Source organism: Microbacterium sp. BR1, assembly GCF_002812725.1.
In the GTDB taxonomy this organism is placed as follows: Bacteria; Actinomycetota; Actinomycetes; order Actinomycetales; family Microbacteriaceae; genus Microbacterium.
Genome location: NZ_NMUN01000004.1, coordinates 1166597 through 1188149, shown reverse-complemented (window position 1 = coordinate 1188149; position 21553 = coordinate 1166597). Strand labels below are relative to the sequence as shown.

General features: G+C 71.3%; 16 protein-coding genes. 6 read left to right on the top strand and 10 right to left on the bottom strand.

Translation table 11 applies throughout. From position 1 onward, the window contains the following. Positions 1–169 precede the first annotated feature (169 nt). The 4 genes from CGU35_RS09760 to CGU35_RS09745 are packed head-to-tail and all read right to left on the bottom strand — an operon-like array spanning position 170 to position 4805. On the bottom strand, positions 170–1711 hold the full coding sequence (locus CGU35_RS09760) for a carboxylesterase/lipase family protein (protein ID WP_100811267.1): 1542 nt from the start codon (positions 1709–1711) through the stop codon (positions 170–172). A gap of 16 nt (positions 1712–1727) precedes the next feature. Then, complete coding sequence (locus CGU35_RS09755) at positions 1728–2972, bottom strand: Mrp/NBP35 family ATP-binding protein (RefSeq protein WP_232711217.1); 1245 nt, start codon at positions 2970–2972, stop codon at positions 1728–1730. Beyond that, positions 2962–3519, bottom strand: a complete 558-nt coding sequence (locus CGU35_RS09750; RefSeq protein ID WP_100811265.1) for a DUF1003 domain-containing protein — start codon at positions 3517–3519, stop codon at positions 2962–2964. The genes CGU35_RS09755 and CGU35_RS09750 overlap by 11 nt, the downstream gene beginning before the upstream one ends. After that, a complete protein-coding gene (locus tag CGU35_RS09745) occupies positions 3519–4805 on the bottom strand; it encodes a magnesium transporter MgtE N-terminal domain-containing protein (RefSeq protein WP_100811264.1) in 1287 nt (428 codons plus the stop codon). The genes CGU35_RS09750 and CGU35_RS09745 overlap by 1 nt, the downstream gene beginning before the upstream one ends. A gap of 58 nt (positions 4806–4863) precedes the next feature. Between CGU35_RS09745 and CGU35_RS18570 the strand changes: the two genes are divergently transcribed. Next, positions 4864–5655 (top strand): general stress protein, encoded by a 792-nt coding sequence (locus CGU35_RS18570; protein WP_232711216.1) that lies wholly within the window; start codon positions 4864–4866, stop codon positions 5653–5655. Between the two features lie 29 nt (positions 5656–5684). Beyond that, positions 5685–6404, top strand: coding sequence for an alpha/beta hydrolase family protein (locus CGU35_RS09735; RefSeq protein WP_232711215.1), 720 nt, complete (start codon positions 5685–5687; stop codon positions 6402–6404). A gap of 92 nt (positions 6405–6496) precedes the next feature. Here CGU35_RS09735 and CGU35_RS09730 read toward each other — a convergent pair whose 3' ends face one another. Both CGU35_RS09730 and CGU35_RS09725 read right to left on the bottom strand, forming a co-directional pair. Next, entirely contained in the window at positions 6497–7930 is a 1434-nt protein-coding gene (locus CGU35_RS09730) for an aminopeptidase P family protein (protein WP_100811263.1), read from the bottom strand. 331 nt (positions 7931–8261) lie between these two features. Then, positions 8262–9287: an endonuclease/exonuclease/phosphatase family protein gene (locus tag CGU35_RS09725; protein WP_100811262.1), complete on the bottom strand. Its 1026-nt coding sequence runs from the start codon at positions 9285–9287 to the stop codon at positions 8262–8264. Positions 9288–9389: 102 nt separating this feature from the next. Between CGU35_RS09725 and CGU35_RS09720 the strand changes: the two genes are divergently transcribed. Next, positions 9390–10271 (top strand): PHP domain-containing protein, encoded by an 882-nt coding sequence (locus tag CGU35_RS09720; protein ID WP_100811407.1) that lies wholly within the window; start codon positions 9390–9392, stop codon positions 10269–10271. Positions 10272–10490: 219 nt separating this feature from the next. Here the strand turns inward: CGU35_RS09720 and CGU35_RS09715 are convergent, their stop codons facing one another. Together CGU35_RS09715 and CGU35_RS09710 are read right to left on the bottom strand one after the other, a co-directional pair. Further along, positions 10491–10922: an SHOCT domain-containing protein gene (locus CGU35_RS09715; protein WP_232711214.1), complete on the bottom strand. Its 432-nt coding sequence runs from the start codon at positions 10920–10922 to the stop codon at positions 10491–10493. Between the two features lie 128 nt (positions 10923–11050). Beyond that, entirely contained in the window at positions 11051–12547 is a 1497-nt protein-coding gene (locus CGU35_RS09710; protein WP_100811261.1) for a DEAD/DEAH box helicase, read from the bottom strand. A 200-nt stretch (positions 12548–12747) separates the two neighbouring features. On the opposite strand from CGU35_RS09710, the gene CGU35_RS09705 reads away from it, so the two are divergent. Next, entirely contained in the window at positions 12748–13464 is a 717-nt protein-coding gene (locus tag CGU35_RS09705) for a ferritin-like fold-containing protein (RefSeq protein WP_100811260.1), read from the top strand. Positions 13465–13486: 22 nt separating this feature from the next. Here the strand turns inward: CGU35_RS09705 and CGU35_RS09700 are convergent, their stop codons facing one another. Both CGU35_RS09700 and CGU35_RS09695 read right to left on the bottom strand, forming a co-directional pair. Further along, positions 13487–13777, bottom strand: coding sequence for a hypothetical protein (locus tag CGU35_RS09700; protein ID WP_100811259.1), 291 nt, complete (start codon positions 13775–13777; stop codon positions 13487–13489). Between the two features lies 1 nt (position 13778). Further along, a complete protein-coding gene (locus tag CGU35_RS09695; RefSeq protein WP_100811258.1) occupies positions 13779–14003 on the bottom strand; it encodes a DUF3107 domain-containing protein in 225 nt (74 codons plus the stop codon). A gap of 159 nt (positions 14004–14162) precedes the next feature. Between CGU35_RS09695 and CGU35_RS09690 the strand changes: the two genes are divergently transcribed. Continuing rightward, positions 14163–17567, top strand: coding sequence for an ATP-dependent helicase (locus tag CGU35_RS09690; protein WP_100811257.1), 3405 nt, complete (start codon positions 14163–14165; stop codon positions 17565–17567). A 116-nt stretch (positions 17568–17683) separates the two neighbouring features. Then, entirely contained in the window at positions 17684–21202 is a 3519-nt protein-coding gene (locus tag CGU35_RS09685; RefSeq protein ID WP_100811405.1) for an ATP-dependent DNA helicase, read from the top strand. The last annotated feature ends 351 nt before the right edge of the window (positions 21203–21553 follow it).

Genomic DNA, 21553 nt, shown 5'->3' with positions numbered 1-21553 from the left:
CGCCGGCGCGGGCCCGGTGGCCACCACCGCGGGCCCTGCGGCGTCCGCGGGCGGTGCCGCGGCGGACGGGGCATCCGACTCCGCGGCGGCCCCGGCATCGGCACGTTCCTCCGCCGCACCGGTCGCGACGCCCTACGACTCCGAAGCCACCTGAGGGCACCCGCGCGGCTCAGGTGAAAGAGAGCACCTCGTCGCCCCACGCCGCGCGCAGGTCGTGGTCGAGGTCCGGTTCCACCCGGTCGACCCGATCGATCACGAGAGTGGCGCGATCCGCGGCGGTGTACGGCTCCCAGGTGACGGCGCCCTCGGCCTGCGGTGACGTGTCCAGCGCGAAGCCGATCCATCGGCGTTGCAGACGCGTCGACAGCGCGTGGCCGGTGCGCAGGCCACCGAGGCGGAAGGTGATGTCCTTCTTGCCGCCCTGCAGGTTTCCCCACAGGTAGGGCAGCTCGGTCCCGTGGGTCGCGCCGATCCCGAGCAGTCGCAGCATGGGTGTTGCCCAGTCGAAGCGGTACAGGTAGGTCGGGGCGACGGCGGCGTGGCCCTGCACGACCCAGAGGGTCGGCATGCGGAATCCCAGGTCGCGCGAGATGGCCGGGCCTTGTTTCTTCAGGCGCAAGCCCGCGTAGGCGGACTGGATCTCGGCGTCGGAGGGGATGTCGAGGTCGGGGCGATCGGCGCGCAGGTCGATCGACATCTCTTCGATCGCCTCTTTCGAGACCGGCATGAGCGGTGACTTCATCATGGTGAACAACGAGGTCTCGTCGCGGTTGGTGCCGATCAGCAGCGGCACGGGCAGCGCGCCTCCGCGCGAGAACACATCGACCGGATGCTCCGGCACGAGGTTACCGTCGACCACGGGCGTGAAGGCCAGGGTGCCCGGCTCGTCGGCGGGGGTGGATGCGTATACCGTCATCGCCGCGGCGGCGAGCCGATCGGCGGGAATGTTCCGGAACGACGAGACATCGGCGGGGTCGGCGTCGACGGCCTGCAGCAGCTCGCGGGCCACGCGCTCAGCGCGGTCCTGACCGTAGACAGAGGTCGCGGGCGAACTCTCGGCGATCGCTCGGTGGAACAGCCCGCGCGCCGCGGGCGAGGTCATGAGGGTCGTGACGATGCCGCCCCCGGCGGATTCACCGAACAGCGTGACGCTCTCGGGATCGCCGCCGAAGGCCGCGATGTTGTCGCGCACCCAGGCGAGCGCGAAGAGGACGTCACGCAGCGCGAGGTTCGTCTCGAAGGTCTCGGCATCGGTCGAGAAGCGCGAGAGATCGGCGAACCCCAGGGCGCCCAAACGGTAGCCGACCGTGACGAGCACGATCTCGCCGCTGGCAGCCAGCGACCGGCCGTCGTACATCGGCTGCGAGGTCGCGCCGAACATGTACGCGCCACCGTGCACCCACACCATGACCGGACGCGGTTCGCTCGCCGAAACGCTCTCCGCCGCCCAGACGTCCAGGGTCAGGCAGTCCTCGCTCTGCACGGCATCATCGGGCAGGCGGATCGCGGGTGACGCCGTCTGCACGGCGATGGGGCCGAACCGGGTGGCGTCGGCCACAGCGGTCCAGGGTTCGGGAGCGCGCGGCCCGCGCCAGCGCAGCGGGCCCGTGGGCGGGGCTGCGTAGCGGATCCCCTTCCACGAGCGGATCGCGCCGTCGGACTCGCCTCGGACGGGTCCGTGCGTCGTCGTCACGGTCGTGTCGGATGCCATGGGTTTCCTTCGCGGGTCAACGGGGCCTGAGGGTGAGGGGGCGGCCGGCGAGACCGCGCGGCGTGACGGCGAGCCGCGCCGCGAGGTCGATCAGCGCTCGCCGGGCCGGGTCATCCGCGTTCGTGTCTGGTGCCTCCCCGGGCGCGCCCGTCGCGGTGAGGGGCTCACCCGCGTCGCCCGCCGCGCGCAGAGCCGGGCTGAGCGGGATGGACGCCAGCAAGGGAACATCACCCGAGGCATCCGAGGCATCCGAGGCATCCGAGGCATCCGAGGCATCCGAGGCATCCGAGGCCGACAGTGCGGCCGCGACCTGCGCCCCACCACCCGCGCCGAACAGGTCGAGCACGGTGCCATCCGGGAGCGTGAGCGCCGCCATGTTCTCGATGACGCCGATGACGCGCTGCCCCGTCTGGCGTGCGACCAACGCGCTGCGGATCGCCACGTCGGATGCCGCTGTCTGCGGTGTCGTGACGACGACGACCTCGGCGTGGGGGAGGAGCTGGCCGACCGAGATGGCGACATCGCCCGTTCCCGGCGGCATGTCGAGGAGCAGGATGTCGAGGTCGCCGAAGTGCACGTCGGTGAGGAACTGCTGCACGGTGCGGTGCAGCATGGGCCCCCGCCAGGCGACGGCCGCGCCCTCCTCGCCCTCGCGCAGGAACATTCCGATCGACACGGTCTTCACCCCGTAGGCGACGGGCGGCAGGATCAGATCATCGATGCGGGTGGGGCGCACGGTGCGGCCCTCGCCGTCCACGAGTCCGAGCAGCCCGGGGATCGAGAAGCCGTGCACATCGGCGTCGATCAGGCCCACTCTGAGCCCGCGTGCCGCGAGCGCGACGGCGAGGTTCGCGGTCACGGTCGATTTGCCGACACCGCCCTTGCCGCTCGTCACCGCGATGACGCGCGTCAGCGATTCGGCCGTGAACGGGATGCCGCGCGGTCGACCCGCCCGCAGACGATCGGTCAGGGCGGCGCGCTCGGCGGGGGTCATGACGCCGACGCTCACGCGCACGTCGTCGACACCGGGCACGGATGCCGCGGCCCGGCGCACGTCGGATTCGATGCGGTTCGCGGCGGGGCATCCGACGATCGTGAGGGCGATCCCCACATCCGCGATTCCGCGCGAGACGGCGATGTCGCGGACCATGTCGAGGTCGGCGAGGGGTTGACGCAGCTCGGGGTCGGTCACCGACCCGACCGCCACGCGGACCGCGGCGCTGAGCCGTTCGTCGAACTCGGACCCGCGGTCAGCGCTCATCGGGTGCCGCGGCATCCGTCTCGGAGCGCTCGCCACCTCGGGCCTCGAGGCCCTCGAGAAGTGCCTTCAGCTCGTGGCGCAGCTCACTGCGGAGGACGTCCTTGGTGACGACGTCGCTGCTGACATCCGTGAGGGCCAGGCGCAACGCCACGATCTCGCGGGCCAGGTACTCGGTATCGGCGAGGTTGCGCTCCGCCCGCTGCCGGTCCTGCTCGATCTGGACGCGGTCGCGGTCGTCCTGACGGTTCTGCGCGAGCAGGATGAGGGGAGCGGCATACGAGGCCTGCAGCGACAGGACGAGAGTCAGGGCCGTGAACCCATTGGCCGCCGAGTCGAAACGCCAGTACGACGGGAACATCGTGTTCCAGAGGATCCACAGGGCGCAGAACAGGCTCAACCCGAGCAGGAACCACGGCGTGCCCATCTTGCGGGCGATCCACTCGGTGAAGCGGCCGAAGCGGTCACGCGAGGGCTGCGGCGTGCGTGAGAGCACACCGGGGCGCCCGCGAGGCGCGTCCAGCGTGACGCGGCGCGACGTGCGCGCCATCAGCGGCGCCTCGATCCGGCGGCACGGCTCGCGGGACCGGCCGCGGAGGCATCCGCGTCGTGCGAGCGCCAGTCGTCGGGCAGCAGGTAGTCGAGCACATCGTCGACGCTGACGGCGCCCACGAGACGATGGGCGTTGTCGACGACGGGAAGCGAGACGAGGTTGTAGCTCGCGAGCAGACGGGCGACCTCCGCCGCCGAGGCGGTGGCGTGCACGGGCTCGACCGAGTCGTCGATGATCGCGCCGAGGCGCTCGTGCGGGGGATAGCGCAGCATCCGCTGGAAGTGCACGACGCCGAGCAGGCGGCCCGTCGGGGTCTCGTAGGGCGGCAGCGTCACGAACACCGCGGCCGCGAGGGCCGGGTGCAGTTCGTGACGGCGGATGAGCGCGAGCGCCTCGGCCACCGTCGCGTCGGCAGACAGCACGATCGGCTCGGGAGTCATCAGGCCGCCAGCGGTGTCGGGTCCGTACGCCAGCAGGGCACGAACGTCGTCGGCCTCTTCGGGCTCCATCAGGTCGAGCAACTGCTCGGAGCGGCCCTCGGGCAGCTGCGCCAGGAGGTCGGCCGCGTCGTCCGGCTCCATCGCATCGAGGATGTCGGCGGCGCGCTCGTCGCCGAGCTGTTCGAGGATGTGTGCCTGGTCGCCTTCGGGCATCTCTTCGAGCGCGTCCGCGAGACGGTCGTCGGGCAGTTCGCCGGCGACCTCCATCATGCGTGCGTCGGGAAGATCGAGCAGGGTGTTGGCGAGGTCCGCGGGCAGCAGCTCGGAGTACGAGGCGACGAGTTGCTCGACGGACTGCGACTCGCCGGGCGCCATGCGTTCGCGCACATCGCTCCAGTTCGCGAACGTGGTCGGCCCCTTCGCGAAGGGACTGGCGCTCGTCTTCGGGCGGCGCAGGAACAGCTGCCCGATCGCCCATTCACCGAGCCGGTTGCGTTCGATCGCGGCATCCTCGATCACCGCTTCGCCCGATCCGTCGGTCAGGTGAACGCGCCGCCCGAGCAGTTCGGCGAGGACGCGCACCTCGCCGCCGCGCGGCTGGAACCGGCGCACGTTGATCAGGCCCGTCGTGATGACCTGACCGGTCGCGATCGAGGTCACGCGTCCGATCGACACGAAGACGTGACGGCGTCCGGGGATCTCGACGACCAGACCGACGACACGCGGCGGGTCGCTCGCCCGGTACACCACGACGACGTCGCGAACGCGGCCCAGGCGGTCGCCCGCGGGGTCGAAGACGGCGCACCCGGCCAGGCGCGCGACAAAGACCCTTTGCGTGCTCACTGCTCCAGCGTAGCCCCGTCACAGGGGGTGCCTAGGGAGGGCGTGGGACAATGGCGGGATGAGCATGTTGGGACCCACGCCCCCGGGCAAACGCGCCGAGGCCGTCGGCGAGACCGTCGCGAGCTTTCCGACCTACGAGGGAGCGCAGAAGGCCGTCTCGGCGCTGATCGCGGGTGAGGTTCCCGCCCGCGACATCGCGATCGTCGGTCAGGGTCTGCGCTCGATCGAACGGGTGACCGGACGTCTCGGATACGCCACCGCGGCGCGTTCGGGTGCCGTCAACGGCCTGCTCATCGGCCTGTTCTTCTCGGCGATCCTCGTGCTCGGCAGCCCGTCCGTGCCGATCCAGGCGTTCGTCGGCGTGCTCTTCGTCGGCGTCGCCGTCGGGATGCTCCTGAGCATCATCACGTACTCGTTCATCCGTCGGCGCCGCGATTTCGCCTCCGTCATGCAGGTGCTCGCCGACCACTATGAGGTCACGGTCGGGGGCGATAGCCTCGCGAAGGCGCGGCAGGTGCTGGGCGTCGTGGGTGGGGCCCCGGCATCCGCTCCCGCTCCCGTCTCCGCTGCACTGCCGCCCGTGCCGCCCGTGGCGGGTGGCCCCGCGACCCCGGGTGAGCGACCGCCGCTGCCCCCGGATGCCGCGCCCCCGCGCTACGGCGAGCGTGTGGAAGCCGTGGCACCCGAAGAGCCGCCCCGGTACGGTCAGCGGATCGAGCCCGCCGTGGCGGCTTCGCCCGTCGAGTCCGGCGATGCGAGTCCCGAAGCATCCGACCACGCCTCGGATGACTCGTCCGACGACCCGCATCGCGATGCCGGCCCCGGATCCGACTCCCGCAACGGATCGTGAACGGAGGAGATCCCCGCTTCGGAGGACGGATGTCGATTCCTCCTTCCTCCGAAGACGAGATCTCCTCCGCAACGGGCCGCGTGGAGCGCTGGTCGGTCACGCTGCCGGCCGGCGAGACCGAGATCAGCGTCGCCTCCCACCGCCCGGCCGCGGCCTGGGCGACCCTGATCGTCGCGCACGGTGCGGGCGCGGGCTACGACCATCCGTTCCTCGTGGGTTTCGCGGACGCGCTGGCGCACGCGGGCGTCGCGACGCTGCGCTTCAACTTCCCGTATCGCGAGGCGGGGCGACGGATGCCGGGGCCCGCCGCGCATGCGATCGCCACCTGGCGAGCGGTCGTGGATCGCGCGCGCGGGGAAGCGCCCGTGGGCGAGCCGCTCTGGGCGGCCGGCAAGTCGTACGGGGGACGGATGGCCTCGATGGCCGAGGCGGAACGTCCGCTCGGCATTGCGGGGCTGGTCTACCTGGGCTACCCGCTGCATCCGCCGGGCGATCCCGAGCGCGAACGCGCGGAGCATCTGCCGCGGATCGAGGTGCCTCAGCTGTTCGTCGAGGGGACGAACGACCCGTTCGTCGTGCCCCATGAGGGCCTCGAGCGCGCGGTCACGTCGTGTCGGGATGCGCGGATCGCCTGGATCGAGGGCGGCGGGCACTCATTCGAGGTGAAGGGGCAGAAGCGCCCGGCCGAGGAGGTCGGCGCGGGTCTCGCCCCGCTCGTCGCGGACTTCCTCCGCGCTCGACTGCTCTGAGCGCGGCCGGAGCCGAGGGCCCGTGCCGAGCAGAGGGGGTCGTCGGGCCGAATCGTCCTCCCTTCGGCAGATCTCCTCCGCTGGGCAGAGGGTCAGGCCGGGGGAGCGAGCCGCGCCATCCAGGCCTCGACGTCGTCGGCGGTGCGCGGGATATCCGCCGAGAGATTGACCGGCCCCTGAGTGGTCATGAGGATGTCGTCCTCGATCCGTACGCCGATGCCCCGATACTCCTCGGGCACCGTCAGATCGTCGATCTGGAAGTACAGTCCCGGCTCGATCGTGAAGACCATGCCTGCCTCGAGCACGCCGTCGTAGTACATCTCGCGACGGGCCTGCGCGCAGTCGTGCACGTCGATTCCGAGGTGGTGGCTCGTGCCGTGGACCATGTAGCGCCGGTGCTGTCCGCCGGTCTCGGGCGCGAGGGCCTCGTCGGCCGTTACGGGTAGCAGACCCCACTCGGCGACCCGCGCGGCGATCACGGCCATCGCCGCTTCGTGCACCTCGCGGAAACGGGCACCGGGCCGCGCGACGCGCAGCGCAGCATCCGCCGCCTCGCGCACGGCCTCGTAGACGCGGCGCTGCACCTCGGTGAAGCGGCCGGAGACGGGCAGGGTGCGGGTGATGTCGGCGGTGTACAGGCTGTCGACCTCGACGCCCGCGTCGACCAGCATGAGGTCGCCGGGGACGACGGGTCCGTCGTTGCGGGTCCAGTGCAGGTAGCACGCGTGCGGACCGGACGCGGCGATCGTGTCGTAGCCCTCCCAGTTGCCGTCGGTCCGGGCGCGCAGGTGGAAGACGCCCTCGACCACGCGCTCGCCGCGGGGATGCGCGACGATCCGGGGGAGTGAGCGGACGATGTCGTCGAACCCGTCGGCCGTGACCTGCACCGCGAGGCGCATCTGCTCGATCTCGAAGGCGTCCTTCACGAGCCGCAACTCCGACACGTAGCGCGTCAGCTCCTCGTCGTCGCCGACCACCAGGTCGTCATCGGATGCTTCGAACCCGTCCAGGTGCGCCGTTTCGAGGGCCAGATCGGCCGCGACGCCGGCGAGTGCCGGACGCGGGCCGATCCAGAACTCACCGATCGAGGCGTCCGCGTAGAACTCGGCCGTGTTGCGGTCGGCGCGCTCGCGGAAGTACAGCGTCGCCGTGTGACCCCCCTCGACGGGGTCGAGGACGAGGACGGCGTCGGGCTCGGCATCCCGTTCCCACCCGGTCAGGTGCGCGAAAGCCGAGTGCGCGCGGAACGGGTAGTCGGTGTCGTTGCTGCGCACGGCGACGCCGCCGGCGGGAACGACCAGGCGCTTGCCGGGGAACGCGGCCGAGAGCACCGCACGGCGGGCGGCGGCGAAGGATGCCTGCGGCCGGGCGGGGGGAGCGGTCTCGGGCCGTTCGGCCCAGCCGTTCGGGATCGTGTCGAGGAAGCCCTGCCCGAATCGCTGGCGGCGATTCGCATTGGCCTGCGCCTCGCGGTCATCCTGCGCAGCCTCTTCGGTCACCGTGTTCGTTTCGCCCGTCGCGCTCATCCTTCCAGTCTCGCACGCGCTGCGGTTTGCGGGAGGGGGACGCCGAGCCGAACGCGGGTCGCTCCCGCGCCAACCGAGGTCGGGGCGTCGGGGCATCGGGGCGACCGAGGTTGGGGCGTTGGGGCGTCGGGGCGACCTTGGGGCGCGGAATCCCGCGCCCCAAGGTCCGCCGGACGCCCCAACTGCGCTTGTGCGGGCTCCGGCAGGTGTGGGCTCAGACAAGCGCGGGCACAGGCTTGTGCGGGCTCAGGCAGGTGCGGGCTCCGGCAGGTGCGGGCTCAGGCTTGTGCGGGCTCAGGCAGGCGCGGCCTCGGGCGGCGCAGGCGCGGGCTCAGCCGGCGGGCTCGAGCTGGACGACCAGCGGGCGGTGGTCGCTGCCGGAACCGTCGAGCGAGCGCAGCAAGATCGATCCCGTCGCCTTCCAGTTCGGCGTCGACAGCACGTGGTCGATCGGAGCGCCGGCGAGCGCCGGGAGGTCCGTGGTCCAGGTGCCGACGCCGCCGTTCCCGGATTCGGATGCCGCGTCGTGGCAGTACCCGAGTGTTCCGCCGTCGACGCCCAGCCGTGCCATGTGGTCGATCGTCGCGTTGAAGTCCCCGGCCATGATGACGTTTCCGGTGGCGCACTGATCGGCCAGCCAGCGGAGGTCGGTGCGCCAGTGCTCCATGTCGTCCTCGCGGGGGGCGACGGCGTGCACCGCGACGACGATCGGTCCCTGTCCGTTGATCGGCATCGCCACGGCGCTGGGCAGAACGCCCGTGTTGCTCGAACCGTCTTGCGAGGACTCGATGACCGAGTAGTCGCCCAGCTCGGGCGAGATCAGCAGCGTGGTGGACCGGGCATCCCACGTGTCGACGCCCGTGCTGAACTCGACGTGGTGCGCCCACATCGGGCGCCCGAGCTCGCGCATGGCGATCGCGATCTGCTCGCCGGATTCGATCGTGGTCTCGGGGAGGGAGACGATGTCCGCCTGCATCGCGACGGCGGTCTGCGCGACGGATACCGGATCCGTCGCCTCGCCCGCCGTGTTCCACGTCATGACGCGGACGCTCGTCGCCGTCTCGGCCGGAAGCTCGGTCGTTCCCGTGCCGCGCGTCACGACGATCGCGCCGTTGCCGAGGGTGCCGATCACGGCGACCAGGGCCATCGACAGGGCGAAACCGCGAAGGGGGCGTGCGATCGCGAGGAGCAGCATCAGGACGGTCGCGAGAGCGAAGGCGACGGCGACGAGCGAGCGGAAGGCCACGATCTGCGCGACGGGGAACGTCTGCTCGACCCGGAAGAAGGACGGCCACGTCAGCACTGCTGTCGCGATCGCGAACAGCACGGCGATGAGGATCCCGAGCACGCGCAGCACCTTTCGACTCTAGGAGTCGTGGCTGGGAGAACGACGGACGTGAGCGTCGGCGGCGTCGACGACGCCGGTCGTCAGGAACCCGCCGGGGGTACGCTCGGGGGGATGAACGGGCAGCGGGACGTCGTGCGGCGATTCGAGGGGCCGAGCGACCTCCACCTGCACTCGCTGCGATCCGACGGCACCGAGCCGCCCGAGACCGTCGTGCGCGCGGCGCACCGCTACGGGCTCCGGACGATCGCGCTGACCGACCACGACACGACGGCCGGGTGGGCGGAAGCCGCCGAGGCCACCACGTCGCTCGGCATGACGCTGCTCCCGGGCATGGAATTGAGCGCCAAGCACGAGTGGCGGAGCGTTCACCTGCTCGCCTACCTGTTCGATCCCGACAACCCTGCCCTCCGGGCCGAGATGGAACGCATCCGCGATGACCGGATGGGCCGGGCCGAACGCATCGTCCGCAACATCTCGCGCGACTACGACCTGTCGTGGGCGGACGTCGTCGCCCAGACATCCGATGGCGCCACCGTGGGTCGTCCGCACATCGCCGACGCGCTCGTCGCGCGCGGCTTCGCCCTCGACCGCTCCGAGGCGTTCGCGGGGATCCTCCACCCGCGCGAGGGCTACTACGAACCGCACTACGCGCCCGACCCCCTGTCGGCCGTGCGACTGGTCGTCGCCGCGGGCGGGGTGCCGATCGTCGCGCATCCCACCACGGCCGGTCGGGGACGGATGATGCCCGTTCCCTATCTCGAGCAGCTGATCGATGCGGGGTTGGCGGGCTTCGAGCTCGGCCACCGCGAGAACACCCCGGCTGGCATCGAGGTGCTCCGGGACGTCGTCGCGCGGCGCGATCTGATCGTGACGGGGTCGAGCGACTACCACGGCCTCGGCAAGCCGAATCTGCCGGGCGAGAACACGACCTCCGACGAGATGGTCGAGCGCATCATCGCGCTCGGCTCCGGCATCGCACCCGTGTACCCCTGACGCCCGGGTCCGACGAGCCGTGACGCGACGCGTTGCCCCGCTTCGCTTCGGACGGTGAACGAGCCCTGCAACGCATCGGCGCCTTCGCGGCATCCGCGCAGCCGACGGACGTCGCGGATGTCGAAAACGGCCGCCGACGTGGTGTGAGGAGTCCCGGAATATGACGAAGCGGCCCCCGTCCGGAAAGGACGGGGGCCGCTCGCGATCGGGTCGGGCGATTCAGGAAAGCGCCTTGGACTTGATCTGGTCGTACTCGGCCTGCGTGATCGTGCCGGCGTCGAGGAGCGACTTCGCCTTGGCGATCTCGTCGGCGGGGCTCGTTCCGGCGGCCTGCTTGATGTAGTCCTGCTGCGCGCGCTCGAAGGCCTGGGCCTGCGCGGCGCTCCGCTCACCCATACCCCGACCGCGGACGATGAGGTAGATCAGCGCGCCGAGCCAGTTGGTGAGGAGGAGGACGATGATCCAGACGGCCTTCCACCACCCGCTGAGCTTGTGGTCGCGGAACAGGTCGGTGATGATCGAGAACAGGACCATCAGGTAGGCGAAGAAGATGAAGATGGCCAAGAACCACCAGATGAGGTCCCAGAAAGAACCCCAGAAGCCCTGGTACTCGTAGCTGATGGGAGTGACAGCCTCGGTGAAGATGCGCACGGGTGTGCCTTTCAATCGGATGATCGGCGCCTACGGGCGCCACCGCTCAAGATAGCGGGTGAGGCCCTCTCACGGGGGCTCGATCGGGTCCGAATGGCGAATCCCGTGCCGTCAGCGGTGCACGCGGGTTACGCGGTGGGAGCGGTCGGGGCTCCGGACGAACCACCCGAGCGGCGGCGACGGCGGCGGCGCGACGGCGCGGGGCGGCCATCGTGGTGCTCGCTGCCGCCTCCGTCGTGCGTTCCGCCGCCCTCCGTGCGAGGGGCGTCGGAACCGGAACCCGAGCCATCGGCGGGAACGTTCGGCGAGGCCGCTGCCGTGCCCTCGCCGCTCCCACCCGAACGCGAGCGAGAGCGTGAACGACGCGGACGGTCACCCGCGGGCGCTCCGGAACGCTCCCGCGCGGGCTCCTGCGTCTTGACGGCCGCCGTGCGCGGTGCGGTCGAAAGACGACCCTTCGTTCCCGTGGGGATGTCGAGGTCGGTGAACAGGTGCGGGCTGGACGAGTACGTCTCGGTCGGCTCGGGCTGGCCGAACTCCAGGGCGCGGTTGATGAGCGCCCACTTGTGCAGGTCGTCCCAGTCGACGAACGTGACCGCGATGCCCGTCTTGCCGGCGCGACCCGTGCGACCGGCGCGGTGCAGGTAGGTCTTCTCGTCGTCGGGGATCGTGTGGTTGATGACATGCGTGACGTCATCGACGTCGATACCGCGGGCGGCGACGTCCGTCGCGATCAAGACATCCTTCTTGCCGGCCTTGAATGCGGCCATCGAACGCTCGCGCGCCTCCTGGCTCATGTCGCCGTGCACCGACGCGGTGTTGAAGCCGCGGTCGCCGAGCTCGTCCGACAGGCGCTGTGCGGCGCGCTTGGTGCGCGTGAAGATCACGGTCTTGCCGCGGCCCTCGGCCTGCAGGATGCGGGCGATGACCTCGTCCTTGTCGAGCGAGTGCGCGCGGTAGACGAGGTGCTTGATGTTCGCCTGCGTCAGGCCCTCGTCGGGGTCGGTCGCGCGGATGTGGATCGGGTTCGACATGAAGCGACGCGCGAGCGCGACGATCGGCCCGGGCATCGTGGCCGAGAACAGCTGGGTGTGACGGATCTGCGAGACCTTGGTGATGATCTTCTCGATGTCGGGCAGGAAGCCGAGATCGAGCATCTTGTCGGCCTCGTCGAGTACGACCTCGGTCGCGTTCGAGAGGTCGAGCAGACGCTGGTTGTTGAGGTCGATCAGGCGACCCGGGGTTCCGACGACGATCTGCGCGCCGGCCTTCAGCTGGTCGATCTGCCCCTCGTACGCCTTGCCGCCGTAGATCGCGACGACGCTCGTGGAGCGGTTCGAGGTGAGCATGTCCATGTCTTCATAGACCTGGACGGCCAGCTCCCGCGTCGGGACGACGATGAGGGCCTTCACGCCCGGTGAGGGGTCGAGTCCGAGACGCTGGACGACGGGGATGCCGAAGCCGAAGGTCTTCCCGGTGCCGGTCTTGGCCTGCCCGATGATGTCTTGCCCGGGGAGTCCGAGGGGGATCGTCTGCTCCTGGATCGGGAAGGCATCCACGATGCCCTTCGAAGCGAGAGCGTCGACGATGTCTTGATCGACACCGAGTTCGGCGAAGGTCGTCACAATATGAGCCTGTCCGGCAGTGAGATGCTGCCTGGGTACTTGCCCCCGGAGGGGAAGAAGGGTGATCCACGCCCTTCACTCAGCCACAGGCGCGGGGTCCCGATCCGACGCCGGGACGAGTCCCAGCCTACCCGAGGCTCCGCGGCGCGACTCTTCCGCCGCCCCCAACGGCCACCCTCGCCCGCGGCTAGGCTGATCCCGTGTTCAATTGGTTGCGCCGGCGGCGCACGCCGCGTCGCGTGCTGACCCTCCGATCCCGGGGTGACACATCCGGCGCGACCCGGGTCGACTTCTCCGAGCTCGCGCCCGACGTGCAGACCTTCCTGGGTCAGGCCGCCTACCTGCAGCTCGGATACTTCGAGACCCTGACGCAGCTGATCACGTCCACCCCCGAGTTGGCGCAGAAAGAGGCGCTGTCACGCGCCGCCGGCGCCGCGCTGACCAAACATCAGGCGATCGTCGCGCTCATCCGCGAGCGGGACGAGGACCCGACGACCGTGATGCTGCCGTTCCGTGAGCAGCTCGACGCGTTCCGGCGCGTCACGCATGGCGAACGTCCGATGGAGACCCTGCTCAGCGTGCATCTGACCGCGGGCCTGCTCGACGATTTCTATCACGCGCTCGCATCGACGTACGGGGACACCGGGCGACGCGTGTCCGTGATCCTCGAGGCGGATGACGACCGCGGCGCGATCGTCGAGATCATCGCGGCGACGATCTCGAGCGACGAGGAATGGCGTTCGCTGCTGTCGATGTGGGGACGGCGCCTGGTGGGCGACACCCTGCTCGTCGCGCGGGCAGCGCTCACGACCTCCGTCGGACTCGACCGCGCCGCCGAAGAAAAGGTCGAACCGGTGTTCACCGAACTCATGGCCGCCCACTCGCGACGGATGGATGCGGTCGGCCTGAACGCCTGAACGCGCGCGGCTCGTCGAGCTTTCAGACGAGCTTGAGGCGGATCCGCTCGCGCTCGTCGTGCGCGGCGCGGGCGCGCGACACCACCGCGAGCACGACGCCGGTGACGACGGCGGGGATGGCGATCGACGCGACCCACAGCCAGGGGTTGCTCTCGGCGAGGCCGAGCCAGGTCAGGCTCGTGTAGATCACCGCGGCGATCGCAGCGTCCAGCAGGGGGCCGAGCGCGACGCCCCGCGTGGAGCGCAACGGCAGGGCGAAGTGCAGCGCCATACCGATCGCGACCGCGGCGACCAGCGCGAGGACGATCAGCATGTCAGCCGACGAAACCGATGCGGCGTGCCTCTTCGGTGCCGAGCTCGACATACGCCAGTGCGGCCGTCGGGACGATGTAGGAATTGCCCTTGGAATCGGCGAACGACACGTGCGAGGCGGATGCGTCGAGTGCCTTCGCGACGGCTGCACGAACGGTCTCGGCGGACTCGGACGTCTCGAAGTTCAGCTCACGGCCGGTGTTGGCGATGCCGATGCGAATCTCCACGGGTGACTGCCTCTCTGCTCTCCGGGCACGACGCCCGACTGCTCTGAAACTCTACGACACGGGTGGGTGAGGGCTGCCCGGGTCGGTCACGCTGAGGGCGAACGCGTCGAGCGCGCGCTGCCGGACGGCGGTGTCGGGGGGCCGCGTTAGCGTGGGGGGATGGGTACGGGTAGCGGCTGGGTGGACGGCCTCGACGCGGCACAGGCCGACGTCGTCGCGCTCCCGGCGGATGCCTCGGGTGTCGTGATCGGCGGGCCGGGCACGGGCAAGACCGAGGCACTGGTGGCGCGCGTGGCGCGCCTGCTGGCCGCGGGGGCGCGCGACGGGCTGGGTGTGGACGAAGTGCTCGTCCTGACCCCCACCCGTCAGACCGCGACGGCACTGCGCGACCGGCTCGCGCTCGTCGGCGGGGTTGCGACCCCGGGGCCGCTGGCCCGCTCGATGGCATCCTTTGCGTTCCAGCTGGTCCGCGGCGTGTCCGTGCAGCGCGGCGGCGAGCCGCCGCGCCTGCTGACGGCGCCCGACCAGGACCGCATCATCGCCGAACTGCTCGCGGGTGACGAACGGGATGCCGAGCGCGGCGTCTCACGGTGGCCGGCCACGCTCGGTCCGGCCGTCCGGGCATCGCGCACCTTTCGCGCCGAGTTGCGGGCACTGCTCGCCGAGTGCACCGAACGCGGTATCGGGCCCGCCGAGCTGGCATCCGCGGGACGCAGACTCGGGCGTGATGCCTGGGTGGGGGCCGCGGAGTTCGTGACCGACTACCGCTTCACGGTGGGCGCCATGCGTGCCGAGCATCGCGATCCCGCCGAACTGCTGCGCGAGGCCGCGGCGATCCTCGCGACGGCGCCCTCGGGGGCGGCGGGCGAGGCTCTGCTCGGACCCCCCGCTCGATTGCGTGCCGTGCTCGTCGACGATGCCCAAGAGCTCACGCGCGGCGGCATGGCGATGCTGCGCGGACTCCGGGCCCGCGGGGTGGCGGTGCTGGCGTTCGGTGATCCCGACATCGGCTCCGGGTCGTTCCGCGGTGCGTCGCCCGAGTTGTTCGCGCGGCTCTGCGACGCCCTCGGTGCGCTGCACGTGCTCGACGACCAACACCGGTCGACGCCCGCGCTGGCGCGGATAGCGCGCGAGGTGACGACCGCGATCGGGGCATCCGGGCGTGTCGAACATCGCCGAGCGCCCGGGCCCGAACTCCCGCCGGACCCCCGCGTGAGCACGATGATCGCCCCCTCGCCGCACGAAGAGATCGACCGCATCGCGCGGGTGCTGCGTGAGTGGCACATCGTCGACGAGATCCCGTGGTCGGCGCTCGCCGTGATCGCCCACGACACCCGTCAGGTCGGCGAGCTCGAGGCCGAGCTGGCTGCCCGCGAGGTGCCGACGCGGTCGTCCAGCCTGCCGCGTCCACTGGGCAGCGAGGGCGTCGTGCGTGACCTCGTTCAGCTCGTGCGACTCGGCATGAGCGCCCCCGACATCCGCGATTCCGAAGCCCTGTCCGCCGCGCTGCTCTCGCCGTTCGGCGGACTGGATGCGGTGGGGCTGCGGCGTCTCCGGGCGCGTCTTCGCCACGCCGAACTCGCCGCCGGTGGCACACGTCCCGCGCGCGAGCTGCTGCACGAGGCCATGGCGAACCCGCTCGATCTCGCGCTGCTCGACACGCCCGAGGCGCGGGCGGCCGAGAGGCTCGCGACGACGCTGCGCGTGCTGCACGCCGACGCGCAGCGCGGTGCCACGGTGCACGATCTGCTGTGGATCGCGTGGGATCGTGCGCGGGACGGCGGGGGCCGCCCCCTCGCCCGTGTGTGGCACGAACTCGCCACGACGCCGGGCACGCTCTCTGCCGAGAGCGGCCACGCGCTCGACGCTCTGGTCGCACTCTTCGACGCGGCGAAGCGCTTCGTCGAGACGTCGCCGGACGAGGCACCGGAAGCGTTCCTGCGACGCATGGTCGACAGCGAGGTCCCCGAAGACATGCTGACCTCACCCGATGTCGCCGAGACGGTGGCGCTGCTGACGCCCGCCGCCGCGCTCGGCACGCAGTTCGAGGGCGTCGTGATCGCGGGTGTGCAGGACGGCGTATGGCCGAACGTGCGCCTGCGGGGCGGTCTGCTCGATAAATGGCGGCTGGCCGACATCGAGGGACTGGCCATCGGGGGACCGGATGCATCGGGCCACACGCCGGATCGCTCGACCGGGGCGCACGCCGAACCCGACAACGGGGGATCGCTCGACCGCCGCCGCGCGGCGCTCCACGACGAGTTGCGCCTGCTGGTCCGGGCCGTCTCCCGCGCCCGTACGCGGCTCGCCGTTACGGCGGTCGACGACGACGATCGCGGCCCCAGCCCCCTGCTGAGCTTCTTTCCCGAACCCGACGAGAGCGACGATCCGACCGGTGCGGTGGAGCATCCTCTGACCCTGCGGGGACTCGTCGCGCAGCACCGGCGAGCCCTGACGACCCCGGTCGCCCCGGCGCCGGTGCGCGCGCACGCGGCGGGCCAGCTCGTGGTGCTCGCGCGGGCCGGCGTGCCCGGCGCGGCGCCACATCAGTGGTACGGGATGGCCGAGGCATCCTCGAACGGCCCCCTGCGCGACCCGGCCCGATCACCCGTGCACGTGTCGCCCTCCAAGCTCGACGCTTTCGACGCCTGCGGCCTGGACTGGGCGATCCGCGCCCTCGGCGGGGACACCCGTTCGTGGTCGGCCGGGGTCGGGACGATCCTGCACGCCGCCATGGAAGAGGTGCCGAGCGGCGATCGCGCTGCCCTGCAGGCGGTCGTGGACGGGCGCTGGGGCGAACTCGACTTCGAGGCGCCCTGGATGGCCCGCAAAGAGCATGCGTGGGCGGGGCTGCTGGTCGATCGACTGCACGCGTACCTCGAGCGGTTCCACCGCGAAGAGGGCCGTGTCGTGGGGGCAGAGGCGCGCTTCCGGCTCGCGATCGACATGGATTCCGTCGCCGGTGGTGCGGATGGCGTGGAGTCGGCGCCGGATGTCTGGGCGATCCGGGACGGTGAACGGGGAGCCGAGCACGGCGGAGAAGACGGAGCCCCGCGTGGCGGGGGAGTGGGGGACGGTCCGCCCGAGGACCGCAGGCTCGCCCTGCTGAGCGGATCGGTCGATCGCATCGAGGTCTACCCTTCGGGACGCGGCGAGGCCCTCGACCCGACGAAGGAGGAGGGCGTCGCCGAGCGTGTCGTCGTGGTCGACCTGAAGACCGGCCGTTCGGAAGACAAGCTCACCGACGAGAAGGTCGCGGACGACGCGCAGCTCGCGGCCTACCAGCTCGCCCTGTGGGAAGGGCTGCTGCCCGGCGCCGATCCCGCCGCGAACGCGGGCGCGCGGCTGCTCGTCCTCTCGAAGACGCTCAAGAACACGCACTACAGACTCGCGCGCCAGGCGCCGATGGATGTCGCGCGGCGAACGTCGTTCCTGCGCACGATCATCGACGTGGCCGAGGGGATGTCGTCCGACCGTTTCGATGCGAACCTCGACACGCACTGCACGACGGACCGCTTCGCCGTCTGCCGCATCCACACGATCAAGGCGGTGTCGGCCTCGTGACCTCCACGCCGCCACCCGCCGTGTCCGCCGACACCACGAGCACCACGAGCACCACGGGCACCGGGAGCGTCGCCCCGGATGTCTCCGCGCCGCCCGTCGCGGTCTGGCCGGGCGGGATGGGCCTCTCGGCCCCCGTCATCTCGGCGGCGCTGGGTCTGCCCAGCCCCACCCCCGACCAGCGCGCCGTCATCGAGGCACCGCCCACGCCTGCCCTGGTCGTCGCGGGGGCGGGCAGCGGCAAGACCGAGACGATGTCGGGACGGGTCGTGTGGCTCGTCGCGAACGGTCACGTGCGCCGCGACGAGGTGCTCGGGCTGACGTTCACCCGCAAGGCCGCGGGCGAGCTCGCCGAACGGATCGATCAGCGGCTCGCGGGCATCGACGAGTTCGCTCGGCGTGGGCTGCTGCCGCACCTCGATGCCCTCGCGGCGGACGGCACCCTCGCCGGGTTCTGGGCACGGGCGGGTGCCCTGCCCCCGCGTGCGCGCCGCGCCGAGCTGGTGGCTTTCGTCGACGGTCTCGCCGAGGCGCTCGCGGCCGTTCCCCCGGAAGAGGATGCGGCGGGCGAGGTCTTGCTGTCGCGCCCTCGAGTCTCGACCTACAATGCGTTCGCCGACGCGATCGTGCGCGAGCACGGCCCGCGGATCGGCCGCGACCCGGATGCGGCGCTCATGAGCCAGTCCGGGTCGTGGTTGCTCGCGCGGCGGGTGGTCGTGGCATCCGAGGACGAACGCCTGTCGGAGCGGGGGGAGGCGTTCGCGAGCGTCGTCGATGCCGTGCACCGGCTGGCGGGCGAACTGCTCGACAACCGCGTCGATGCCGCGAGCGTGGCCCGCTTCGGTGACGAGTGGGCCGCGGCGCTCGAGCCCCTGACGAACCCCGCCCTGGCGAACCCCGGCGACATCGAGAAATTCCACGCGGCGATGAGCGGGCTTCCCGTGCTCGCCGGCCTCGTCGACGACTACGCCACCCGTAAGCGCGCCGAGGACACGCTCGACTTCGCCGACCAGGTCGCCGGGGCCCTCGAGATCATCGAGCGTGCGCCCGAGGTCGCCGAGCACCTCCGTGAGCAGTACCGCGTCGTGCTGCTCGACGAGTATCAGGACACGTCCGTGATCCAGACACGCCTGCTCGCCGAGGTCTTCCGCGACTCCGCGGTGATGGCTGTGGGTGACCCCAACCAGTCGATCTACGGCTGGCGCGGGGCATCCGCCGACAACCTGGGCGCTTTCCCGGGTGCCTTCGCGCACCGAGCCGCATGTGGTCGATTCAGCCTGATGATCAGCTGGCGCAACGACCTGAGCATCCTGACCGCCGCGAACCGGCTCGTCGCGGGCGCGGAGCACCGCGGGGTTCCGGTCGGTGCTCTGGGGGCTCGACCCGGTGCGGCCCACGGGCGCGTTCAGTGCCGCTTCGAGAAGACGATCGACGACGAGGCCGATGCGGTCGCGCGCTGGTTCGTCGACGTGCGGGCCCACCATGATGCGGCGCAGGCGGACTCCGCCACGCCCCGTGCCCACTCGGGGGCTGTGCTGTTCCGCACCAAGAGGCACATGAACGCCTTCGCCGAGGCACTGGCGCGGCACGACGTGCCGCATCGCATCCTGGGGCTCGGCGGCCTGCTGACGACCCCCGAAGTCGTCGACGTCGTCGCGGCGCTGCGGGTGGTGCACGACCCCTCGCAGGGGTCGTCGTTGATCCGGTTGCTGTCGGGACCGCGTTTCGCGATCGGTGTGGCCGACCTCGCGGCTCTGCATGCCCTGGCGGACGCGCTCGCGAGGCGCGACGGTTCGCTCGCGCCGCTCCCGGCCGAGCTGGCCGCGCGCGTGCGCGGCTCGGCCGGTGCCGACGAGCAGCCTTCGCTGGTCGATGCCCTCGAGTTCGTCCGCACCGTGCGCGACGACTACCGCCTCATCGCCGAAATCACTCCCGCCGGCCGCGCCCGCCTGCGCGAGGCGGGCGAGATGCTCGGACGGCTGCGGCGCGCGGTGGCTCAGCCGATCCCCGACCTGATCCGCACGATCGAGCTCGAACTGCGCCTCGACATCGAGCTCGCCGCGAACGAGACCCGCGGGCCCGCGCGCGTCGCCTCGGCACAACTGCGCGCCTTCCTCGACGAGGTGCGCGCATTTCTCACGGCCGACGAGCGCGGCTCGATCGGCAGCCTGCTCGCCTGGCTCGACCATGCCGAAGAGACCGACGAGCTCATGCCGCGTCCCGAGCCGCCCCAGCCCGGCGTCGTACAGCTGCTGACCGTCCACGGCTCGAAGGGTCTCGAATGGGATGCGGTGGCCGTCGTGCGGCTCGTGCAGGACGAACTGCCCAAGGCCCCGCGGTCGGTGGCCGGATGGCTCGGATTCGGTGTTCTGCCCTACGCCTTCCGCGGCGACCGCGATGCGCTGCCGGTGCTGGATTGGCGCCCCGGTGCGGACCCCGACCGCGCCGCGCTGCGCAAGGCCATCGCCGCCTACCGCGACGGGGTGCGCGATCACCAGAAGGCAGAGGAGCGGCGGCTGGCGTACGTCGCGGTTACCCGGGCCCGTTCGGATCTGCTGCTGACGGGTTCGCAGTGGGGTGGGCAGAGCAAGCCCCGCGACCCGAGCCCCTACCTCGTCGAGATTGTCGAGGCGCTCGGGATGCCGCCGATCGAGCCCGCGGACCCGGGCGACAACCCGTATCTCGAGAGGGGCGGGCAGGTGCTCTCGTGGCCCCTCGATCCCCTCGGCGCGCGCGGGCCAATCGTCCGCGCCGCGGCGGCGAGCGTCGAGCACGCGGCGACGCGGGCCGATCCCGAACCCGATGAGTTGCTGGCGCGCCTGCTCGCCGAGCGTGACATGCGCGCGCAGGGCCCCCGGCACGCGGCGCCGACACGCATCCCCGCCTCTCGCTTCAAGGACTTCGTCACCGACTACACGGGAACCGTGGCGGCGATCGCGCGCCCCATGCCGGAGCGACCGTACCGGCAGACGCGCCTGGGCACGCTGTTCCACTCCTGGGTCGAGCAACGGTCGGGGCGCAGCGGCGCTGGAGGCTCGATCGACGAGGCGCTGTGGGAGCGGGATGACGACCCGACCGACTCCGAAGCGTCCGTCGAGGACGCGGCCGATCTCGAACGCCTGCGCGCGAACTTCGAGCGATCGGAGTGGGGTCCGCTGCGGCCTCTCGAGGTGGAGACCGAGATCGACTTCGCCCTTCCCGAGGCGGGCGGCCCGGGTCGCGTCGTCATCTGCAAGCTCGATGCCGTGTATCGCCGCGATGATCGCGACGGACGCATCGAGATCGTCGACTGGAAGACGGGTCGCCCGCCGCGTTCGCCCGCGGAGCGCGAAGAGCGGATGCTGCAGCTCGCCCTGTACCGGCTGGCCTACCACAAGGCCCGGGGCGTGCCCCTCGATCAGATCGACGTCGTCCTGTACTACGTGGGCGACGATCTGATCCTGCGCGGAGACGGCGTCTACTCGGAGGCCGACCTCGCCCAGCGCTGGAACGCGGCACGCGAGGCCCGTGCTGCCTCGATCTCTTCGTCTGGGACATCCGTATCCGGCACGACGTCGGGATCGGTGACGGAGCCCGCCGGAGCCACCGCATCGGCGGAGCCCGCAGCGTCATCCGAGTCCGTCGAATCGACGCTCTGACGCAGGTCGCCCCAGCCGCTCACGTCGATCGGTGCGGTCTCCATCTCGGCGGCCGAAACGTCCGAGGAGCCCGGCAGCGGGGGGACGTCGTGACGGGATGCGTCCTCGGCGAGCTCGGCTGCGGCTGCCGGTGCACCGACATCGCCGGTCTCGTGCGCGCGAGCTGCGGCCACGAACAGCGACACCATCGCCGGGTCGTAGGCGTCGGTCTGCATCGAGATGCTTCCATCGTCCTCGGCGACCGCCCTGGTGACGGGCGTGTCGGCGAGGACGGCGATCGCATCGTCCACACCCACGACGGCGACCGGGTCGAGGCGCGTCGCGGCATCTCCGAGTCCGTCGACGAGAGCG